Source organism: Pseudoalteromonas sp. SG43-6 (genome assembly GCF_014164365.1).
In the GTDB taxonomy this organism is placed as follows: Bacteria; Pseudomonadota; Gammaproteobacteria; order Enterobacterales; family Alteromonadaceae; genus Pseudoalteromonas; species Pseudoalteromonas rhizosphaerae.
The window spans coordinates 1-20,339 of the sequence record NZ_JACJEZ010000058.1 but is presented as its reverse complement, the minus strand read 5'-3'; the positions used below and the strand labels follow the sequence as shown (position 1 = coordinate 20,339).

General features: G+C 41.1%; 18 protein-coding genes. 14 read left to right on the top strand and 4 right to left on the bottom strand.

The window, feature by feature from the left end:
* Positions 1–105: 105 nt before the first annotated feature.
* The 11 genes from pspA to H5201_RS19195 all read left to right on the top strand — a co-directional run bounded on the left by pspA (position 106) and on the right by H5201_RS19195 (position 11,480).
* Positions 106–765, top strand: coding sequence for a phage shock protein PspA (gene pspA, locus H5201_RS19245; RefSeq protein ID WP_145241442.1), 660 nt, complete (start codon positions 106–108; stop codon positions 763–765).
* Positions 766–832: 67 nt separating this feature from the next.
* Positions 833–1,066, top strand: coding sequence for an envelope stress response membrane protein PspB (gene pspB / locus H5201_RS19240; RefSeq protein WP_145241440.1), 234 nt, complete (start codon positions 833–835; stop codon positions 1,064–1,066).
* Positions 1,063–1,464 carry an envelope stress response membrane protein PspC gene (gene pspC, locus H5201_RS19235; RefSeq protein ID WP_145241438.1) on the top strand — a complete coding sequence of 134 codons (402 nt, stop codon included), beginning with the start codon at positions 1,063–1,065 and terminating at the stop codon, positions 1,462–1,464. The genes pspB and pspC overlap by 4 nt, the downstream gene beginning before the upstream one ends.
* 58 nt (positions 1,465–1,522) lie before the next feature.
* Positions 1,523–2,938, top strand: coding sequence for a YcjX family protein (locus H5201_RS19230; RefSeq protein WP_220496354.1), 1,416 nt, complete (start codon positions 1,523–1,525; stop codon positions 2,936–2,938).
* Positions 2,935–3,981 (top strand): TIGR01620 family protein, encoded by a 1,047-nt coding sequence (locus tag H5201_RS19225; RefSeq protein ID WP_182732486.1) that lies wholly within the window; start codon positions 2,935–2,937, stop codon positions 3,979–3,981. The genes H5201_RS19230 and H5201_RS19225 overlap by 4 nt, the downstream gene beginning before the upstream one ends.
* 140 nt (positions 3,982–4,121) lie before the next feature.
* Positions 4,122–5,303: a methionine gamma-lyase gene (gene megL / locus H5201_RS19220; protein ID WP_182785217.1), complete on the top strand. Its 1,182-nt coding sequence runs from the start codon at positions 4,122–4,124 to the stop codon at positions 5,301–5,303.
* Positions 5,304–5,515: 212 nt separating this feature from the next.
* On the top strand, positions 5,516–6,313 hold the full coding sequence (gene phhA / locus H5201_RS19215; RefSeq protein ID WP_145241432.1) for a phenylalanine 4-monooxygenase: 798 nt from the start codon (positions 5,516–5,518) through the stop codon (positions 6,311–6,313).
* 9 nt (positions 6,314–6,322) lie between these two features.
* Complete coding sequence (locus H5201_RS19210) at positions 6,323–6,667, top strand: 4a-hydroxytetrahydrobiopterin dehydratase (protein WP_149980747.1); 345 nt, start codon at positions 6,323–6,325, stop codon at positions 6,665–6,667.
* 170 nt (positions 6,668–6,837) lie between these two features.
* Complete coding sequence (hrpA, locus tag H5201_RS19205; RefSeq protein ID WP_182785216.1) at positions 6,838–10,725, top strand: ATP-dependent RNA helicase HrpA; 3,888 nt, start codon at positions 6,838–6,840, stop codon at positions 10,723–10,725.
* Between the two features lie 72 nt (positions 10,726–10,797).
* The gene (locus H5201_RS19200; RefSeq protein WP_145241521.1) at positions 10,798–11,175 is read left to right on the top strand and encodes a PleD family two-component system response regulator; all 378 of its coding nucleotides are present in this window, start codon (positions 10,798–10,800) and stop codon (positions 11,173–11,175) included.
* Positions 11,176–11,183: 8 nt separating this feature from the next.
* Positions 11,184–11,480 carry a PilZ domain-containing protein gene (locus H5201_RS19195; protein ID WP_145241426.1) on the top strand — a complete coding sequence of 99 codons (297 nt, stop codon included), beginning with the start codon at positions 11,184–11,186 and terminating at the stop codon, positions 11,478–11,480.
* A gap of 34 nt (positions 11,481–11,514) precedes the next feature.
* Here the strand turns inward: H5201_RS19195 and H5201_RS19190 are convergent, their stop codons facing one another.
* A complete protein-coding gene (locus tag H5201_RS19190; RefSeq protein WP_145241424.1) occupies positions 11,515–12,705 on the bottom strand; it encodes a class I SAM-dependent methyltransferase in 1,191 nt (396 codons plus the stop codon).
* Positions 12,706–12,843: 138 nt separating this feature from the next.
* Here H5201_RS19190 and H5201_RS19185 point away from each other — a divergent pair, with 138 nt between their 5' ends.
* Together H5201_RS19185 and H5201_RS19180 are read left to right on the top strand one after the other, a co-directional pair.
* Complete coding sequence (locus tag H5201_RS19185) at positions 12,844–13,509, top strand: HD domain-containing protein (protein ID WP_145241422.1); 666 nt, start codon at positions 12,844–12,846, stop codon at positions 13,507–13,509.
* Positions 13,509–13,898 (top strand): VOC family protein, encoded by a 390-nt coding sequence (locus H5201_RS19180; RefSeq protein ID WP_145241420.1) that lies wholly within the window; start codon positions 13,509–13,511, stop codon positions 13,896–13,898. Before H5201_RS19185 ends, H5201_RS19180 begins: the two co-directional genes overlap by 1 nt.
* A gap of 7 nt (positions 13,899–13,905) precedes the next feature.
* On the opposite strand, the gene H5201_RS19175 is transcribed toward H5201_RS19180, so the two are convergent.
* The 3 genes from H5201_RS19175 to H5201_RS19165 form a co-directional block, all read right to left on the bottom strand.
* Positions 13,906–14,895, bottom strand: a complete 990-nt coding sequence (locus tag H5201_RS19175) for a two-component system response regulator (protein ID WP_182761445.1) — start codon at positions 14,893–14,895, stop codon at positions 13,906–13,908.
* On the bottom strand, positions 14,895–18,236 hold the full coding sequence (locus H5201_RS19170) for an MHYT domain-containing protein (protein ID WP_182785215.1): 3,342 nt from the start codon (positions 18,234–18,236) through the stop codon (positions 14,895–14,897). The genes H5201_RS19175 and H5201_RS19170 overlap by 1 nt, the downstream gene beginning before the upstream one ends.
* A 249-nt stretch (positions 18,237–18,485) precedes the next feature.
* Entirely contained in the window at positions 18,486–19,466 is a 981-nt protein-coding gene (locus tag H5201_RS19165; RefSeq protein ID WP_145241414.1) for an ion channel, read from the bottom strand.
* A gap of 85 nt (positions 19,467–19,551) precedes the next feature.
* Between H5201_RS19165 and H5201_RS19160 the strand changes: the two genes are divergently transcribed.
* Positions 19,552–20,283, top strand: a complete 732-nt coding sequence (locus H5201_RS19160; protein ID WP_182718135.1) for a M48 family metallopeptidase — start codon at positions 19,552–19,554, stop codon at positions 20,281–20,283.
* Positions 20,284–20,339: the final 56 nt, after the last annotated feature.

The window sequence follows — 20,339 nt, the reverse complement described above, 5'->3', positions numbered from 1 at the left end:
TAACATTATGAAAATATTACTGTATTTTATGTTTTATAAAGTTGGCAAGCATATTGTAACAGTAACAGCAGACCAATTAAGTTAAACACTACAGAGGTAAATGTTATGGGAATTTTTTCGCGTTTTGCAGATATTGTTAATTCTAATATCAATGCCATTTTAGATAAAGCAGAAGATCCTGAAAAAATGGTACGTCTGATCATCCAAGAGATGGAAGACACATTAGTTGAAGTACGTTCAACCTCTGCGAAAACATTAGCAGAGAAAAAAGAATTAGTACGTCGTGTCGATACATTAAAAGAGCAAGTCGCTCAATGGCAAGATAAAGCCGAGCTGGCATTGAGCAAAGACCGTGATGATCTAGCCCGTGCTGCATTGCTTGAAAAGCAAAAGTCAGCACAAGCGGTTGCTGCTGTTGAAGATGAACTCAGTCACATAGAATCTCACATTGATAAGCTGCAACAGGAAGTAAGTACGCTACAAGACAAGTTAGCGGATGCAAAAGCACGTCAAAAAGCGATTATTTTACGTCAACGCTCAGCTGAGTCACGCCTAGAGGTGAAAAAAGCATTAGACAGTTCTAAAGTTGAAGATGCATTAAATCGCTTTGAGCGCTACGAAACTAAGATTGATGGACTAGAATCACAAGTAGAATCGTACGACTTAGGCAAAAAGTCATTGGCTGATGAAATTGCTGAGTTACAGCAAAACGAAAAAATCGATGATGAATTAGCTGCACTTAAAAAGAAGCTTGCTGATAAATAAAGATAATAAATAAAGGGGGAGTCATCCCCCTATGCTTGATAAATTAATGGATGTGTAGGAGAGGGTTATGTTTGATGCAGAAGTGTTTGTTGCTCCAATTATCATTTTTATGGTTGTGGTAGCACCCCTTTGGTTAATTTTACATTACCGAAGTAAAAAGCAAGTAAGCCAAGGCTTGAGCGAACACGAACACCGCCAGTTACTTGAGCTTGCTCAAAAAGCAGATAAAATGGCTGACCGAGTAGAAACTTTAGAAGCACTACTTGATCAAGAGGCCCCACAGTGGAGGCGCAAGGTATGAGTGCTAAACGTGAACTGCTAAGAGATCCAGCACGTGGTAAAATAGCCGGTGTATGTGCAGGGCTCAGTGATTATTTCAATATGGAATTGTGGTTAGTACGTATTATCGTAGTAACGGCAGTGTTACTAGCTGGTGGCCCGTTGTTTGTTGTGGCTTACATCGCAGCGTGGTTTATTTTAGATAAAAAACCTGCCAATGCACAAAGCAAAACTGATGCGGCAAAACACGAAGATCCTCTTGAAGTAAAATTTAAAGTATGGCAAAAAGGTGAGCCACCACGTCGTGCTTTACAAGATTTAAAAGACCGTTTGGGACGTGTTGATATACGTTTACAAGATATGGAACGTTATGTTACTTCAACCGAGTTTACGGTTAGCCGTGAAATCAATAAGCTGTAAAGGACTTAATAGCACTTTAGCCACCTAATTTATAATGGCGCTGAAGTGCTAGCTCATTATGATAAACACTTCATCTGCAAAAAACGCCTTTAATAAACTCAAAGGTAAGGCTGAAAAAGCTGTTCACCGTAGTTTAGATCAACACGTAAAATTAGCGGTAACTGGCCTCAGTGGCAGTGGTAAAACCGCTTTTATTACCGCTTTAGTAAAGCATTTAACCAGCCAAGCAACAGACAAAAACTTACCGTTTTTTGATGTTATGCAGCAACAGCGCCATATCGCCACAAAAATAGTGCCACAACAAGCGCTGACCATTCCTACATTTGATTACCCTAAAGCCCTGAGTGCTTTATTGCCGCTTGAAGGGCAACCACACTGGCCTGCATCAACCGAGCGCATAAATACTTTACGTCTAGCAATTAAATACCGGAGTGACGCAGGCTTACGTGGTCACTTTGCACCGCAATCAACCTTGTATTTAGACATTATTGATTACCCCGGTGAGTGGCTGCTTGATTTACCCATGCTAGAGCAAAGCTATCAACAATGGAGTGAGCAGCAATATGCACTGTTACAGCGCTCTCCTCGGGTTGAAAAGGCACAAGCATTTTTAACTGCACTGAGCGAGCTTGATTTAACAGCACCAGTAGATGAAAGTGCGCTAAGCGCGATTGCTACGCACTATCAAACGCTGTTAGTGAGTCTTAAAAGAGACACTAAATTGGCGATGCTACAACCTGGACGCATGCTGATGCCAGGTGAGTTACAAGGTGCACCGTTATTACTGTTTTTCCCAGTTGCGCAGGCTAATGATGAGGTGGTTGCAGGGTCTAATTTGGCGCACTTGCAAAAGCGCTTTAATGCTTATGTGAAAGAAGTGGTTAAGCCATTTTATACACAACACTTTCGCAACTTTGATCGGCAAATAGTGCTTGTTGATGTGCTCAGTGCGCTCAATGAAGGGCCTGAGACGCTGCAAGAGCAAGGGGATGTGATCAAACAATTACTCGCGCATTTTAACTATGGCGAAACTGGCTTTTTGAAACGCTTGTTTAAACCCAATATAGATAAACTATTGTTTGCTGCGAATAAGTCAGATCATATTAGTAGTGCACACCATAAAGATTTAGCGCTGTTGTTGGACTCATTAGTGCACGAGCAAAGTAATCACTTAAAATTTGATGGCGTTAAAATAGAAACTATGGCGATGTCATCTATTACGGCAACCATGCCAAAACAAGTGGTTGAGCAAGGTAAAACCCTCAATTGTATTTATGGTAAGCCGTTATCAGAGTCGCAATGGTTGACCTACTTACCACCGCAGCCACCAATGCGCATGCTCAATAAAGATGAGTGGCCAAGCCATGGTTTTGAGTTTTTATCGTTTGCACCAATGCCAAGTCCAGACAAGCAACTAAAACACATTCGTTTAGATCATGTCATGCAGTACCTTTTAGGAGACAAACTAACATGAGCAAGACCGCTTCAGGCTTTCAAGCCGGCAGACGTATTGATACTAGTGAACAGCCAATAGACAATGAACTTACCTTGACCCCAGCTAAAGTGATCGATCAAGGGGAGTATGAATATGAGCACGTTATCGATGAGCCCCAAGATGAAGAGATTGATTTAACCCCTGTTTATAAAAAGTCAAAATGGCAAACTCTGAAAGGGGTGTTTGCGATTAGCTTTATAACTTTAGTGTTAGCTGAATTTATATTTTCTATGGTTGTGACATTTCAGCAATCCATCATCTTAGGCAGCGTATATTTAATTGCAGTGCTCAGTGGCGTGTTGTTGTTAGGCAAGCTCTTATGGCGTGAGTATAGAATGTTGCGCAGCTTAAAGCGCAATCAATTACATCGTCATGAAGCGGATCGTTTGCTCAATAGCGAACAGGTTGGTGGGGCACTACCTTGGCTTGAAAAACTCAATAAACATCAGCAGTTAACTGGGTTTGATGAGTTTAAAGCAAGCATTGATAGCCATCATAGCGATAAAGAGATCATGACCTTGTACGCCGATAGTTTGTTAGTGAAACAAGATACTCAAGCTAAAAAGCTGATCAACCGTTTTGCCACTGAATCAGGCTTGTTAGTGGCATTAAGTCCATTAGCGCTGGTGGATATGATGGCTGTGCTTTGGCGGGGCACAAAACTGATTGAGCAAATAGGTAAGATTTACGGTATCGGATTTGGTTATGCTAGCCGGATCAAGCTCTATCGTATGTTGATCAAGCAAGTGATGTTTGTTGGCAGTGCTGAGTTAGTATCGGATTTAGCTGCTACAGCGCTCAGTGCTGAATTACTAGGTAAATTATCAGGACGTGCAGCACAAGGCTTAAGCGCGGGTATATTTACCGCACGCATTGGTTATAAAGCGATGGAACTAAGCCGTCCTTTACCACGACTTGAGCATAAGCGCAGCTTGCTTAAAGGTACTGCGCAATTGATTGCCAGCAAAATTATGAGCCGCAAAGCTTCGCCGTCAGGAGCAGGCACGAAAGAAACGAGCTGACAATAAATCTGTACAGTGGTGAACGGCCACTGTACTAACTACATCCCAATTTATAGCCATCTGAGCATCTGGCATGCTTGTGCTTTATCCTGCGATACGTTTTGATTATGGGATCAATAATAATCAAAAAAGATCAGACAATGAACAAACTCCACATCGACAGCCAATGTATCCATGGACCAGAAAAAGCCAATGATCCGCATGGCGCACTTACTGCTCCTTTATACCAAACTTCAACGTTTCATTTTAGCAGTGCCGCGCAAGGTGCAGCACGTTTTGCTGGTGAAGAACCGGGCTATATTTATACCCGTTTAGGTAACCCGACGACGACAGAGCTTGAACAAAAAGTCGCACAACTTGAAAGTTGCGAAGCCGCTGCAGCAACAGCCACAGGAATGGGCGCGGTTTCTGCATCGGTATTAAGTTTTTTATCGCAAGGCGATCACTTAGTCGCATCAAGCGCTTTGTATGGCTGTACGTTTGCTTTCTTCGCACATATGTTGCCGCGTTGGGGGATTGAAGTGACGTTTGTAGATATGACCGATGAGCAGCAATTACGCGATGCAATTAAACCGAATTCAAAAATGATTTTTGCCGAAACCCCAGTTAATCCAACTATGGCGGTAATTGATTTAGCGTTAATAGGACAAGTGGCAAAACAACACAATTTGATCAGTGTAATAGATAACACCTTTCTCACGCCGTTACTGCAAAAGCCAATTGATTATGGCATTGATTTAATTGTTCACAGTGCTACTAAATATTTAAATGGTCACGGTGATGTTGTGGCAGGTTTGGTGTGTGGCAGTCAAGAGCACATTACATTAATTAAAATGACCGTACTTAAAGATATTGGTGCAACAATTAGTCCACACGATGCATGGCTTATTAATCGTGGTTTAAAAACCTTAGCGATACGAATGCAGCGTCATTGTGAAAGTGCGCAAATTATTGCTGAATTTTTAGAGCAGCATCCCCAAGTTAATACCGTTTATTACCCCGGACTTGCATCTCACCCAGGATTTAAGTTTATCGGTAAGCAAATGAAAGCCTCTGGTGGCGTTATTGCCTTTGAATTAAAAGGCAGCCTAAAAGATGGCGAGCAGTTTATTAATAATACCCAACTGTGCACACTCGCCGTGAGTTTAGGAGACGCCGAAACACTCATTCAACATCCGGCATCGATGACTCATTCACCGTATTCACCCGAAGAAAGAGCCGCTGCGGGTATTAGCGATGGCCTGATCAGACTATCTGTTGGCCTTGAAGATGTTAACGATATAATTAACGACCTTAACCACGCTTTTACTTTTATTGCATAGCTTGTAAGATTATATTTACGGTTTGTGTTGCTTCTAGCCCTTTGAAAATAGCACTGTAAACTTTTTGATCTAAAAGTGTAATGTTTGGTGTACAAAAGGCGGTTTGGTGCTAATAGCTGATGTTGTCTCAGCTATTAAACTTTGCCTTACATTTGCTTAGTATCTCCTTAACAGGTTGACACCGATATCGGTTTAACACTAAGAAGGTTATTATGGCTAAAGCAAGTAAATACACCTCCAAGACACCAGATGAAAATGGCGTTATCCATTGGAGCGAAGCAGAAAATAAAATATGGTCAGAACTAGTCGCACGCCAACTAAAATGTATTGCAGGCAAAGCTTGCAATGAATACATGGAAGGGCTTGAAAAAATAAACCTGCCTCATGACCGTATTCCGCAGTTAAGTGAGCTTAATGAAGTATTACTAGCGACTACCGGCTGGCAAGTTACACCTGTGCCAGCTTTAATTGACTTTGATGAATTCTTTCGTTTATTAGCAAATAAGCAATTTCCAGTCGCAACCTTTATTCGTAGCCGTGAAGAGTTTGATTACCTGCAAGAACCTGATATTTTTCATGAAATATTTGGTCATTGTGCAATGCTTACTAATCCTGATTTTGCCAAGTTTACGCATAAATATGGCCAGTTAGGTTACGCTGCCGAGAAAAAAGATCGGGTTTACCTTGCCCGTATGTATTGGTTTACGGTTGAGTTTGGCCTAATGCAAACAGATGATGGCCTGCGTATTTATGGTGGCGGTATTTTATCAAGTCCAGGTGAAACACAATACGTGTATTCAGATAAGCCCGAGATAAACCCGATGAATGTATTGGATGTATTACGCACGCCGTACCGAATTGATATTATGCAGCCTTTGTACTACACCATTAATTCTATCCATGATTTATTTGATATTTCACAGCTGGATATTATGGCGTTAGTTGCGCAAGCAAAAGAATTAGGGTTACATGACCCAAAATTTCCTCCTAAAGAAAAATTAGCAAGTTAAGGATTTAAGATGTCATCATTAAGCGCACAAAAATGTGAAGCCTGTCACGTAGACGCTCCACAAGTATCAGATACCGAGTTAGCTGAATTAATTAAAATGATCCCAGATTGGGTGCCTGAAGTACGCGACGGTATTATGCAATTAGAGCGTGTTTATAAATTTAAAAACTTTAAACAAGCCATCGCTTTTACTAATAAAGTAGGTGATATGGCTGAAGATGAAGGCCATCACCCGGGCTTGCTAACAGAGTGGGGCAAAGTAACGGTAACGTGGTGGAGCCATTCAATTAAAGGCTTACACAAAAATGATTTTATTTGCGCTGCCAAAACAGATGAAGTTTTCGCTGCGCTATAAATAAAACACAGCAATTGTTCTGCCCAAAGAACATGAAAGGCGCTTAATTAGCGCCTTTTTTATTGTTTTAAGCTTTGGTTATTACATTTTATATCGCAGCAAAGTTAACCCCTGCGGCGAAGTTTGCTACAATCGCTCGTCTTTACTCAAATTTTATAAGGTAGTCGCGGGTGGTTAACCTAGGTCAATTGTTTGGTGAACTAAAAACGTGTTTAAGAAAAGATCAATTCATCTTTAAAAAACGCCTTCACGGCATAAAAAAAATAACCGATGAAACAAAACAAGCAGCCGTGATTGAAAAAATCACTGCAGATATAGCACGTAGCCAACAATTGCGAGAGGTGCGCTTAGCTCAGTTACCTAAAGTAACTTACCCTGAGCAGCTCCCCGTCAGTCAGAAAAAAGACGACATTAAAGAGGCTATCGCCAATAACCAAGTGGTTATTATCGCGGGTGAAACCGGCTCAGGTAAAACCACGCAAATTCCTAAAATGTGTTTAGAACTTGGCCGTGGCGTTGATGGTTATATCGGTCACACCCAACCAAGACGTTTGGCTGCGCGCAGTGTCGCGGATCGGATTGCTCATGAAATGCAATGTGAACTTGGCCAGCAAGTGGGTTTTAAAATTCGTTTTAGCGATCAAGTATCAAATAACAGCTATATAAAGTTGATGACTGACGGTATTTTACTGGCGGAAATTCAACAAGACCGATTTTTAAACCAGTATGACACCATTATTATTGATGAAGCTCATGAACGTAGTTTAAACATTGATTTTATTTTAGGTTATTTGAAAAACCTATTACCAAAGCGTCCTGATTTAAAAATAATTATTACCTCTGCGACCATTGATCCAGAGCGATTCTCAAAGCATTTTAATGATGCACCGATTATTGAAGTGTCAGGACGAACATTTCCGGTGGATGTGCGTTATCGTCCTTTGGTTGAAATTGATAAAAATGATATGGAGGCTGAAGGCGACCAGCTGCAAGGTATTTTTGATGCCGTTGATGAGCTGTGCCAAGAAGGCCCAGGCGATATTTTAATCTTCTTAAATGGTGAACGGGAAATACGCGATACTGCTGATGCCCTTAGTAAACGTAATTTAAAAGGAGCGGATGTTTTACCTTTGTATTCGCGCCTTTCTAACGCAGAACAAAACCGTATTTTTGCTCCCCATAGTCGTCGTCATATTATTTTATCGACCAACGTTGCTGAAACCTCACTTACTGTGCCGGGTATTCGATACGTTATTGATCCTGGTACCGCGCGCATTAGCCGTTATAGTTATCGTACTAAAGTGCAGCGTTTACCGATTGAGCCAATATCACAAGCCAGTGCCAATCAGCGAAAAGGCCGCTGTGGCCGTGTTGAAGCGGGTATTTGTATTCGTTTATATGCTGAAGATGATTTTAATTCGCGCCCAGAGTTTACTGATCCAGAAATACTACGTACTAATTTAGCCTCAGTTATTTTAAAAATGCTCGGCTTAGGGTTGGGCGATATGGCCGAGTTCCCATTTGTACAAGCACCAGATAGCCGTAATATCAACGATGGCTTAACGTTACTAGAGGAACTTGAAGCGGTAAAACCTAGTCGTCACAATAACAATACACAGCTTACTAAATCGGGTATTGAACTGAGCCGCTTACCGGTTGACCCGCGTTTAGCTAAAATGGTACTAACAGCACAAAAGCTGGGTGCGCTGCGTGAAGTGATTATTATTGTGGCGGCGTTATCGATTCAAGATCCACGCGAGCGCCCGCAAGAAAAACGCGCTGCTGCAAACGAAAAGCATGGCCGTTTTGACGATCCTGATTCAGATTTCATCGCCTTTTTAAATTTATGGAATTACTTAGAAGAGCAGCAAAGTGAGCTAAGTAACAGCCAATTCAGAAAGCTGTGCCAAAAGGATATGCTCGCTTATATGCGTATTCGTGAGTGGCAAGATATCGTTTATCAGCTCAGTACTGTGTGCAATGAAATGGGCATGAAAGCGACCAGCAATGTTGCCGATGGCGATAAAATCCATCAAGCGCTATTGAGTGGCATGCTCAGTCACATTGGTTTTAAAGATGAAAAGCAAGTATATAAAGGCGCTCGCAACAGTCAGTTTCATGTATTCCCAGGCTCTGGATTATTTAAGAAAAGCCCAAAATGGTTGATGTCGGCAGAGCTGGTTGAAACCAGTAAATTATATGCACGTATTAATGCCAAAATTAACATCGATTGGGTTGAACCATTAGCACAACACTTAGTAAAACGCAGTTACAGTGAGCCGCATTGGGAGAAAAAGCCCGGCGCAGTGATCGCTTTCGAACAGCAGGTACTATACGGGCTGATCATAGTGTCAAAGCGTCGCTGTGTGTACAGTAACATTGATCCGAAAGTTAGCCGCCAGTTGTTTATTCGCAGTGCCTTAGTAGAGCAAGATTTAGGTCAAAATGAAGGGTTTTTGCAGTTTAATCGCGAACTGATTGAAGATATTCAAACTCTAGAAAATAAAAGCCGCCGTCGTGATATTTTAGTTGATGAGCAAACCTTATATGAGTTTTACGATAAGAAAATTCCTGCTCAAATAAACAGTCGTGCAGCATTTAATAAATGGTATAAAACGCAAAAGCAGCAGGATAAACATTACTTGCAAATGACACGTGATGATTTAATGCAACACGGTGCTGATAGTGTTACTGAGTTTGATTACCCCGATGTATGGCAACAAGGCAATTTAATGTTGCCGTTGAGCTATCATTTTGATCCAGGCCAAGCGGTCGATGGGGTTGCAGTGCATATTCCGGTGGCCTTACTAAACCAAGTAGAAGAAGCTGGCTTTGACTGGCATATTCCGGCATTTCGTCATGAGTTGATCACCGGTTTAATTAAATCTTTACCTAAATCACTACGTCGTAATTTTGTGCCTGCGCCAAATTACGCAGATGCGGTTCTTGCAGCAATCGAGCCTATGCAAGGTAACTTCATTGAGGCACTCAGTACGCGTTTATTACGTATGACAGGTGTAAAAGTTGATCCAGAGGCCTGGGATTTAACCACCCTTGCGACTCACTTAAGACTGCAGTTTGAAGTTCGTGATGAAAAAGATAATGTACTTGCCCGAGGTATGGATTTAGCGAAACTCAAAGCGCAATTGCAGGGTAAAGTGACGCAAACGCTGTCTAAAGTGGCAGATAAAGGCATTGAAAAAGCTGACCTATTGCAATGGGATTTTGGCAAGTTACCGGTATCCTATGTGAAAAAACAAGGCCAGTATGAAATCAAAGCATACCCAGCACTGGTAGATAAAAAATCATCGGCGGCAGTTGAGCTATTTGATAACGAAGTTAAAGCGCAAACCGCCCATCAGCAGGGGTTACGCCGTTTGGTATTACTGAACGTGCCTTCGCCGATAAAGTATTTGCAACAAAACTTACCCAATAAGGCTAAATTAGGTCTATATTTTAATCCGTTTGGTAAGGTTGCTGATTTAATTGATGACTGTATTGCCGCAGGCGTTGACAGTTTATTGGTAAAATTAGGCGATGTACGCACCGAACAAGCGTTTGAGCAAGTAAAAGAGCACGTGCGCGGTGAGCTCGGCGATGCGGTTGTTGCTATTGCAACCCAAGTTGAGCAAGTGTTGAGTATTGCGCATGCGTTACATAAAAAAATGAAAGGGCGAGTTGATTTAACCATGATCACTGCACATGGAGATATAAAAAGCCAACTGGGATCTTTGGTATTCAAAGGCTTTGTTTCAAATCATGGCGCAGACAAACTTAGTGATTTAATTCGTTACTTAAAAGCAATAGAAAAACGCTTAGAAAAGTTGCCAGTTGATCCAAATCGTGACAGATTATGTGTACTTGAGTTAGAAAAGGTTGCTCAAGAGTATCAAAAACAGCTGAAAAAAGTGCCGCCTGGAATGCCTGCTCCGCAACAATTGCAGGATATTTTTTGGATGCAACAAGAGCTTAGAGTATCCTTGTTTGCGCAAACGTTAGGGACACCGTATCCGATTTCAGCTAAGCGTGTATTGAATGCTCTGAAAGAAATTGATTGAGTTTGGTATTTAGTAAACATCGAATACCTTGGAAGGAAATATTTGTTAGATGAGAAGGAACTGATATTAACCATGCGCTCATCCGCTAATACACACCCGCGTTTACTAGTTGTAGATGACGAGTACTTTAATTTTGAAATGCTCAAAGTCGCTTTATCAGCGGATTTTGAGCTCAGTTATGCTGAATCAGGTAAGAGCTGTTTATCGTCGGCTATTGCAAATCCACCGGATGCGATTTTACTCGATGTATGTATGCCCGGCCTAGATGGTTACGACACGTGTCGAATGTTGAAGAACACCCCTGAAACTCGTAATATTCCTGTTGTTATGGTGTCAGGCTTAGAATCCGTACAGGAACAACAAGCTGGTTTTGATGCCGGTTGCGATGCCTATGTGGTGAAGCCTTTTTCGGTCGTGGGGTTATTAGAAAAAATCAATACGGTTGTTTAGGAGTTATTATGCTAAATGAAGATAAACGTAATTTTAGACGTATGCAATTAAATGCACAGGCAAAATTAACCACACTTGAGCCAGTCGCTGATCAACATTTTGATGCTGTATGTGTCGATTTAAGTGCAACTGGGTTGTCACTGCAGTTGGATGAATTACTTGAACTGGGCACCATTGTGAAGGTGAATATTGATTCGACCAGCCCTGCCATTGCACCACTTGATGCAACAGCAAAAGTCGTTCGTGCCAGCAAAGAAAGTGATGGCACGGTAACCGCTGGGCTAGAAATAATGCAGTTTAATTAACCTGATGGACTCAGGTTAATTAGTTGCAGTCAGTTTAGTAAACTTTACAGATCAGGCCTTTTAGGTAAAAACCTTCAGGGTAACTGCCTGCGATTGGATGATCAGCAGCTTGGTTTAAACGCTCCATGATCAACAAATCCTTACCAGCATCAAGGGCTGCATCAGCAACCACTTTTTGAAATAAATTTTGCTCCATTAAACCTGAACATGAGAACGTAAGCAACGTACCACCTGGTTTAAGAATTTGCATGGCAATCATATTGATATCTTTATAGCCACGACACGCACCCGTTAGTTGTGCTTTGTTATCAGCAAATTTAGGTGGGTCCATAACGATAGTATCGAATAACACCCCATCTTCACGGTATTGGCGTAGTAATTTAAATACATCTTGTTTTATGAAGTCAACTTTATCTAAATCAAGATTATTGTGCTCGACATTACGTTTTGCGGTATCAAGCGCGGGTTGCGATACGTCAACGTTAGTAACATGCTCGCAGCCGCCACGCAGTGCATACAATGAAAAGGTACCTGTGTAGCTAAAACAGTTAAGTACTCTTTTATCTTTTGAAAAACGCTCTAATGCAGCACGGCTATCACGTTGATCAAGGTAGAAACCGGTTTTATGACCTTCGAGAATGTCTACTTCAATTTTAAAACCATTTTCTTCAATTAATACTGGCTGCTCAGGCTTATTACCCCATAACACGCCCATAGTCGGCTCTAAGCCTTCTTTGGTGCGCACATCGACATCAGAGCGCTCATACACGTTACAGCCTGGGAAAATAGCGATTAAAGCGCCAACTATTTCACCTTTATGGCGCTCAGCACCGGCACTTAATAACTGACACACTAAAAAGTTGTCAAATTTATCAATGGTTACACCTGGTAAAAAATCAGACTCGGCGGCACATAACCGAAATCCCGTTAAGCCACCTTCAGTAATTACTTGCTCGCGTGCCGCAAAGGCACGACGTAAGCGACGTTCAAAAAAAGCTTGGTCGATGATTTCTGTTTCATCAAAGCTCCAAACACGCGCGCGGATCTGTGAGTGCGGACTGTAAGCCGCTGTAGCTAAAAATTTACCATTACTATCGTGAATGGTCACTGTGTCACCTAAACCTGGCTTACCTTTTATTTTTTTGATGGCTTTTGAAAACAACCATGGGTGTTTTCTTTTTAGTGATTTTTCACGACCAGCTTCTAGGTATACGACAGATGACATTAGGCTTCTCATTACGGATAAATTAAGAGCGTATTTTAGTGAAGCAGGCTCGAACATACAATGAATGTTTTGCACAACAGCCTATAACCGCGGTAAAGTAACAGTAATTCAATGCATTAATTTGAAATTACAGGATTTATGGAACAACGTTTGCCCGTTTTAGTATTATCTGAGCCGTTGCAACAGCTAGAAAATCATTGCCGTGCTTTTATTTTGTCGTTAGTGAGTGCTGATGTCGCCCACGATATTACCCATATTGAACGAGTCGTGCGTGTTGCAAAACAGCTCTGCTTTGCTGAAGATGCTTCGATGGACGTGGTGTTACCCGCAGCATGGTTGCATGACTGTGTTGCAGTGGCTAAAAACCACCCTGATCGCGCTAAAGCTTCAACAATGGCCGCAGATAAAGCAATTTCATTTTTAGCGTCAATAGGGTACGACGCGCAATATTTTGATGCCATTCATCATGCTATTGTAGCCCATAGTTTTAGTGCTAACATTGCAATTGAAAGTGTGGAAGCACAAATCGTTCAAGATGCTGATCGTATGGATGCTTTAGGAGCAATTGGTGTCAGCCGCTGTATGAAAGTAGGGGGCTCAATCGGACGCAATTTATATCACCCTGACGATCCATTTTGCGCCCACCGCAGCCCGGATGACAGCTTGTATACATTAGATCACTTCTTCATCAAGCTATTACATATTGCACAGAGTATGAATACACCTTCAGCAAAAGCAGAAGCGGTGCGTCGTACTGAATATATGCAGGTATTTATTGAACAACTTAAGTCGGAGATTGGCTAATGGCAATGCCTACTTTATCTGGTGTCGATCATTGCCATTTAAATGTGACTAACCTTGCGCAAGCCGTCACGTGGTACAAAACAGTCCTTGGATTTAATATTGTGCCAGAGCTTGCTTTTTGGGATGAGGGTACTGGGCCTTTAACACTAGAAGATCCTGCGGCAACTATTCGCTTAGCGTTATTTGAGCGAGAGGGCAGTAGTAAAGGGATTGCATTTGGCGCATCTGGAGAGCAGTTTATCGCTTGGCTTAAGCATTTGGCTGACTTAAATATTAAAACCGTGGTTGCTGATCACAAAGTTACATACTCTGTTTATTTTCAGGATTTAAGTGGTAATAGTCATGAAATCACCTCTCATGACTATGCATATATCTCGGCCAACATCTAGCATATGGTTAGCTTTGGTAGGCAGAGTACACTGCTAAAACAGCATCTAGCTGGCCTTCAAATAGTGCGATAAGCTGAGGATCAAAGTGTTTACCAGCTTGCTCGCGCATATGACTTATGGCTTCATCAACGCTCCAAGCTTGCTTATAGGGACGTTTAGAGGTAAGTGCATCGAATACATCGGCGATTGCCACAATACGTCCTTCAATCGAAATTTCCTCACCTTTAAGACCGTTTGGATAACCTGATCCATCCCATTTTTCATGATGCTCCATCGCAAGTATATAGGCGAGCTGCAATAACGGCGATGACGAGTTTGCTAAAATTTTAGCGCCGATTTTGGCATGCTGTTTCATGTGTTCAAATTCTTCGGCTGTTAATTTCCCTGGTTTAAGCAAGATTGCATCGGGAATGCCGATTTTACCAATGTCATGCATCGGTGCTGCTTGTTTGAGAAGCTCAGCATGTTGTTCAGTCATTCCATAGGCTAGTGCTAAAATTTTACTGTATTTACTCATGCGCACAATATGCTCGCCAGTATCGGTGTCTTTATACTCGGCAGCGCACCCTAAACGATGGACTAAATCAACGTGAGCCAACTTTAGCTGCTCAGCCTGAACTAGGGATAAATGAGTTTTAACACGCGCTCTTACGATTGCAGGACTAATAGGCTTGGTTATGTAATCTACCGCGCCAATTTCAAAACCTTTAAACTCATCACTTTCATCCGCAAGTGCAGTCACAAAAATGACTGGAATATGCTCAGTAGCAGGGTTTTGTTTAAGCAGCTGACATACTTCAAAACCACTCATATTTGGCATCATAATATCGAGTAGAATGAGTTTGGGTGGCTCTTTTTCAACTAACGCGAGCGCGGCATCACCCGATTTAGCAAAAGAGAGGCGATATTGATTCCCTAATACTTCGCGCATGACTTTAAGGTTGGCGGGTTCATCATCAACAATAAGAATTCGTGGGCGTTCGGTTATTAAGTCCATCAGTGTGTTTCCAAATTTGCTGCCTGATTGAGCAGCTCTATTAATGCAATAAGAGTACTCTGGGCATTGTCAAAGTCAAACTGGTCGAAATATTCGATTAATGCATCCACATCACTTTGATAAGTAGCGGGGGCATTGTCTGCTAATGTTGCTAACAACTCATCATTGAGCTCTGCATTTTCTGCGTCTTTACGCAGTTGTTCACACAGTATTTTAAATTCGCTGAGCGATAGTACTTGGGTATTTTTTTCGCTGCTTTGCACTGCTATACAGCTGCTGGTTTTTCTAGCTAACAACTCATTGACCGCATTAAACTCTATCTGCAATTGCTGAATTATTTGCGCCTGCTGCTCAGGGGCTTGGCTGTTTTCTAAGGTTGAAAGTAGGGCCATCATAGTCGGTAAACCTAAATTACCAGATAAGCCTTTAAGGGTATGTAATGTGCCATTAATATCTTTTAAGGCATTTAGTCCATCATTAAAGATAATGTCACATGTTGCCTGCTGCTCTTTAAAAAAACGGTGTATTTCGCTCAGCTGTTTACACTTACTGCCCCAAAGTTGCTGTCCTTTTTTTAAATCAATATGCTGTGCTGTGGGATCACTGTGAGCAATTTGCGTTTCTATATTTAAACCAAAGCCAAGCACTTGCGCAATCTCTTGATTCAATTGATTGATATCAACAGGCTTATTGGCGAAGCCATTCATACCCGCTTTTTTAGCCGTTAATTTATCTTGCTGTAAGACACTGGCGGTGAGCGCAATGATCGGAGTCTTTTTTAGCTGTCGTTGTTGCTCAATTTCACGAATTTTTTCGGTCGCGGCAATACCGTCACATTCAGGCATATGGATATCCATTAAAATGACATCAAAATCTTGTTTTTCAAAAATAGCGATCGCTTCTAAGCCGTTGCTTGCAGAGCTAATCGTATGCTGATCTCGCGACAATAATAACTGTAGTAGCTCAACATTTTGTGCTATGTCATCAACGACTAAAATGCGCAGCTTAGGTAATTGCGTATACAACTTATCAAAGTAATTGACTTGGGTTTCATCACCGACCTCTAAAGGCAATGAAAAATAAAAGCAGCTGCCTTTATCTTCTTCACTGACTACGTTGATTATGCCACCCATCAGCTCAACGAGTTGCTTACTGATAGTAGTACCAAGTCCAGTGCCACCAAAACGACGTGTAGTAGTCCCGTCAGCTTGTTCAAAAGGCTGAAATACCGCTTTAAGACGATCTTTAGCAATACCAATACCGGTATCTTGTACTTCAAAAAATAAGTAATTATTTTGTGTCGTACTGACAGTGACATTCACTGAGCCCTGAGCTGTAAACTTAACTGCATTACCAATTAAATTTGTTAAAACTTGGCGAATTCGGTCTGGATCACCGTAATAAGTAGGGTGAACAGACTCTTTGATGGTAAGTGTTAGTTCTAGATCTTTCTTTTTTGCTTCTAACCAAAATGTAGAAATAATACTATCAAGCACCGCTTGAAGATTAAAATGCACTAATTCAATGGTCAGCTTACCTTTTTCAAGTTTTGCAGAATCCAATATTTCATTTAATAGCCGTAACAGCGAGCGAGCCGCATTATTTACGATAATTAAGTGCTTTTGTTGGTCTTGATCAAGTGGTGTATCCATCAATAAATCACTAAAGCCAATAATCGAATTCATCGGTGTGCGAATTTCGTGACTCATATTCGCCATAAATGACTGTTTGGCTTGAGCTGCATCTTCGGCGGCTATTTTCGCCAACTTTAATTTATCTTCGTATTCACGACGTTCACTAATATCGATAATAACGCCGTCGATCCAAATCGCTTCACCTTGCTTGTTGAACTCAAAGCTACCTTTCTCAAGCACCCAAATTAGCTTGCCACTTCGATGACGTAGTCGGTATTCAATTGAGTATTGCGATTTAGCAGCGATCGCTTGCTCGACCGATTTATTGATGCGTTTGTTATCATCTTTAAAAATCAAATCACTAAACTGAATATGCTGATTGATAAATTCCGATGGGACATAGCCAGTTACTTCATTAATGCTAGGGCTAATAAAAATCATGCTCCAGCTTTTATCCAACTGGCAGCGAAATACCACGCCAGGCATATTATTCATCAGCGAGCGGTATTGTTGTTCTTTCGCTATGAGGTTTTGTTGTAGTTTGCGTTGCTCAGTCAAGTCAGTAATAAAGCCAACAAATATTGACTCTTGTCCTGGCTGGTTTGCTTCACCAATACCTAAGCGAATAGGAAATAGGTGACCTTGTTTATGTTTAGCAAGAACATCACGATTGACGCCAATAACTTTACCTAAATCGATGTGATGTGCCTTTAATAGATATTCATCATGCTCGGCTGCGATATCATCTGCCATCAGCATTTTTATGTTTTTACCCTTTACATCAGTGCTATGCCAGCCGAAAATATTCTCTGCAGCGTTATTAAAGCTTAAGATAATACCGCGATTGTTAATTGTTACAATGCCATCTATAGCGGTCGATAAAATAGCCTCTAAGCGAGATTCATTCCCTGTTTTTTCTTCAAGTAACATGCGATAGCGTACCATACCGTTAATGATAGCAACTATCGCGGTTAGAATAATGGTGGCGAACACTACGCTAATAGCAACAAATGTAAGTTCTGAGCTGGCGCTGTCATTACCAATTAATGGCGAGGTTGCAACAAACCGTGTTGCCGCCATTCCCATGTAATGCATACCTGCAACAGCAAAACCCAAAATGATTGCGCTGATCAACCGCGTCTGCAAAGAATTTAGTGTTGAGAGGTGCTTTTTAATATTAAAGCGAGCATATAAAGATATAAACGCCAGTACAACGGCAACGATAATTGACAACCCAAACATCAATGGATCGTAGCGTAGCAGCGGGCTCAATTCCATTGCTGCCATACCACTGTAATGCATAGTGCCGATACCTGCGCCGAGTAGTACCGAGGGCAGTATTAAACTGAAAATAGTGGCGTTATTTTTTACTAATAATGACACGCCAGTTAGGCAGGCTAAAAATGCTGGAATGAAAGATAAAAAGGTGAGTGTTGGGTCGTAGCTGATATTTGTACACAGTGAAAATGCCAACATACCAATAAAATGCATACTCCAAATACCGCCAGAAAGTACCAAGGAAGCCGTTGAGTTGGCTAATTTTTGATAACTTTTGAAGCGTGTTTCTTTGGCCAGATCGATCATGTAAGTTGCAAAAAATGCAGAGAAAATAGCCGTTAAAACAGACAGAGCGACTAAAAATGGGTCATAAACACCATTAATAAGAAGGCTCGGATCGTGATCGGTAATAAAAAAAGCGGTAAGCATAACGGCTCAATACACTGTTATTTCAGTAATAACTAATATCACCTGAAATATATGTTAAGACAATTAATTAATTTTGCGCAAATGCCTGTTATTTGTTTACATATTTAGCTGCAAAATTTAACAAAATCAAAAACTTTTTAAAATCAATTCGCTAAGTTTCATTGTGCGCAATGATAGCATCATTTATAACCAGTTTTATAGCAGGTATTTAGCTGAACTATTTATTTTCGCAGATAAAGTAATCGGTAATTATCGGGTCATACGTTTGACAAATACGACTACGAATAATGCCAGAGAGAAACTCCCGCAAAACGCTTCAACTGCAGCAACGAATCGGGAGAAACCAACCGGAGTAATATCGCCATATCCTAAGGTTGTAAAAGTAACCACGCTAAAATAGAAGCTATTAAGTAGGGCTAATAAATTATCACTTAATGTTGCCGCCGGATTGAACTGCATAATACGACCAGCATCCATCACCCCAAAAATAAAATAACACAGGGCGCAGCAGATGATCAGTGACAAACTAAAACGGATCACATTTTCAGGCTTTTCACCATACCCGCACAACATATCAATACAGCTCGAGGCTAATCGTTTTTTTGAACCCCGTGGATATTGTGCGTGACGCATCCGCAGTTCTTTGTACGTGAAATTACCCGCCAGTTCAAATAAGCCTTGTTGTTCTGATGCTTTACGTAAATTGCGAAATATTTCTTCTGATTGTTCAAATAAGTCAAGGGCTGCGCTTTTATCTGTATGTTTAAGCGCTGCTTTAGCTTGTTTTTCCTGTAATAGTTCAGCGCCTAGCTCAATGTTATCAATACGGGTGTTGTTTAGTTTTATACCCAATAAATTTGTATCTTGTAGGTTGCAGTAATGCAGGCTTGCTTCGTGCAAGTTGGCTTTCATCAGTGAACTGTGGGCTATTTTATTATTAAACAGATGAGCGTTGGTGAGCGTTGCACGATAAAAATTACTGTAAGATAAATCAAAGCCATCCTCATCATCTTGTTTTATCAAATTAAGCCCATTAAGGTTAGCGCGTTTTAATTGCAATCCCTGTAATAATCCTCCCTTTTTTGCATAGCGCTCTAATTTTTGGGTCAGATCTAAGCCTGACTTATCAAATTTGGCATCATGCCAAAAACAAAAACCTGAACCCATGTCTGTTTCTTGACAATGATGGCCATCGGGAGAGGTATAACGACAACAAGGCTTATCAGGCATGTTTGATATCGCTTTATTTAATTCTACTTAGATATAGATTAGCAGTTATTTTGCAAGGTATTATAGTGACCTGTTAATTAGTTTAATGACTGTCGGTCAATTACAAGAGTTAGGTTTGTTTGAATATACATTAAAACGTAGTCGCCGCCGCAAAACTGTCGCTATCAAAGTCCAGCAACAAAGTGTCACAGTTTATGCGCCTGTTGGGGTTGCTAAAAAGGAACTTGAAAGCTGGCTGCTAAGTAAAACTGACTGGATCAATGCGCAAATTAACAAGCAAAGTCAAATGCTTGATACTCGCCAATACCCATTACAAGATAATCGCGTACTGGTTTTTTCACAACCTGTGATACTGACTTATGGTGTCAGCTCGCGCAGCGCATGGCAGCTAGTAAAAAATCAGCAGGGAGATGTGTTACAGCTAAATCTTTCTGGACGGGTTAAGCATCAGCAGCCAATGTACCAAACCTTGCTCGAAAGTTTTTTACATGAGCAATTAGAAAATTATATTGAAATGCGTGTACATGCTTATTGCCTACAAATGGCAGAGACTTTACCTAGCAGTATTCGCATTCATACTTATAAGCGTCGTTGGGGCAGTTGTAATCGACGACGAGAATTGACCTTTAATTTGTTATTAGCCAGTGCGCCGCAGAGTATTATTGATTATGTGATTGTGCATGAACTAGCTCACTTGAAATATTTAAATCACAGTGCCGCATTTTGGCAGCGCGTCAGTGAGTTTTATCCTGATTATAAGCAAGCAACAAAATGGTTAAAGCAACACGGTGCGAGTTTACAATGGGTAGTCGAATGAGTTAGCGAGAATAAAGTTAGCGAGAATAAAGTTAGCGAGGATAAAGTTACCGAGGA

Excerpts from the sequence above, each read along its gene's own strand:
- H5201_RS19210 (WP_149980747.1), top strand. The coding sequence starts at position 6,323 with ATGTCATCATTAAGCGCACAAAAATGTGAAGCCTGTCACGTAGACGCT.
- H5201_RS19195 (WP_145241426.1), top strand. The coding sequence starts at position 11,184 with ATGCTAAATGAAGATAAACGTAATTTTAGACGTATGCAATTAAATGCA.
- H5201_RS19190 (WP_145241424.1), bottom strand. The coding sequence starts at position 12,705 with ATGTCATCTGTCGTATACCTAGAAGCTGGTCGTGAAAAATCACTAAAA.
- H5201_RS19185 (WP_145241422.1), top strand. The coding sequence starts at position 12,844 with ATGGAACAACGTTTGCCCGTTTTAGTATTATCTGAGCCGTTGCAACAG.
- pspB (WP_145241440.1), top strand. The coding sequence starts at position 833 with ATGTTTGATGCAGAAGTGTTTGTTGCTCCAATTATCATTTTTATGGTT.
- pspA (WP_145241442.1), top strand. The coding sequence starts at position 106 with ATGGGAATTTTTTCGCGTTTTGCAGATATTGTTAATTCTAATATCAAT.
- H5201_RS19230 (WP_220496354.1), top strand. The coding sequence starts at position 1,523 with ATGATAAACACTTCATCTGCAAAAAACGCCTTTAATAAACTCAAAGGT.
- H5201_RS19165 (WP_145241414.1), bottom strand. The coding sequence starts at position 19,466 with ATGCCTGATAAGCCTTGTTGTCGTTATACCTCTCCCGATGGCCATCAT.
- H5201_RS19225 (WP_182732486.1), top strand. The coding sequence starts at position 2,935 with ATGAGCAAGACCGCTTCAGGCTTTCAAGCCGGCAGACGTATTGATACT.
- H5201_RS19200 (WP_145241521.1), top strand. The coding sequence starts at position 10,798 with ATGCGCTCATCCGCTAATACACACCCGCGTTTACTAGTTGTAGATGAC.
- H5201_RS19180 (WP_145241420.1), top strand. The coding sequence starts at position 13,509 with ATGGCAATGCCTACTTTATCTGGTGTCGATCATTGCCATTTAAATGTG.
- H5201_RS19175 (WP_182761445.1), bottom strand. The coding sequence starts at position 14,895 with ATGGACTTAATAACCGAACGCCCACGAATTCTTATTGTTGATGATGAA.
- H5201_RS19160 (WP_182718135.1), top strand. The coding sequence starts at position 19,552 with ATGACTGTCGGTCAATTACAAGAGTTAGGTTTGTTTGAATATACATTA.
- H5201_RS19170 (WP_182785215.1), bottom strand. The coding sequence starts at position 18,236 with ATGCTTACCGCTTTTTTTATTACCGATCACGATCCGAGCCTTCTTATT.
- pspC (WP_145241438.1), top strand. The coding sequence starts at position 1,063 with ATGAGTGCTAAACGTGAACTGCTAAGAGATCCAGCACGTGGTAAAATA.
- megL (WP_182785217.1), top strand. The coding sequence starts at position 4,122 with ATGAACAAACTCCACATCGACAGCCAATGTATCCATGGACCAGAAAAA.
- phhA (WP_145241432.1), top strand. The coding sequence starts at position 5,516 with ATGGCTAAAGCAAGTAAATACACCTCCAAGACACCAGATGAAAATGGC.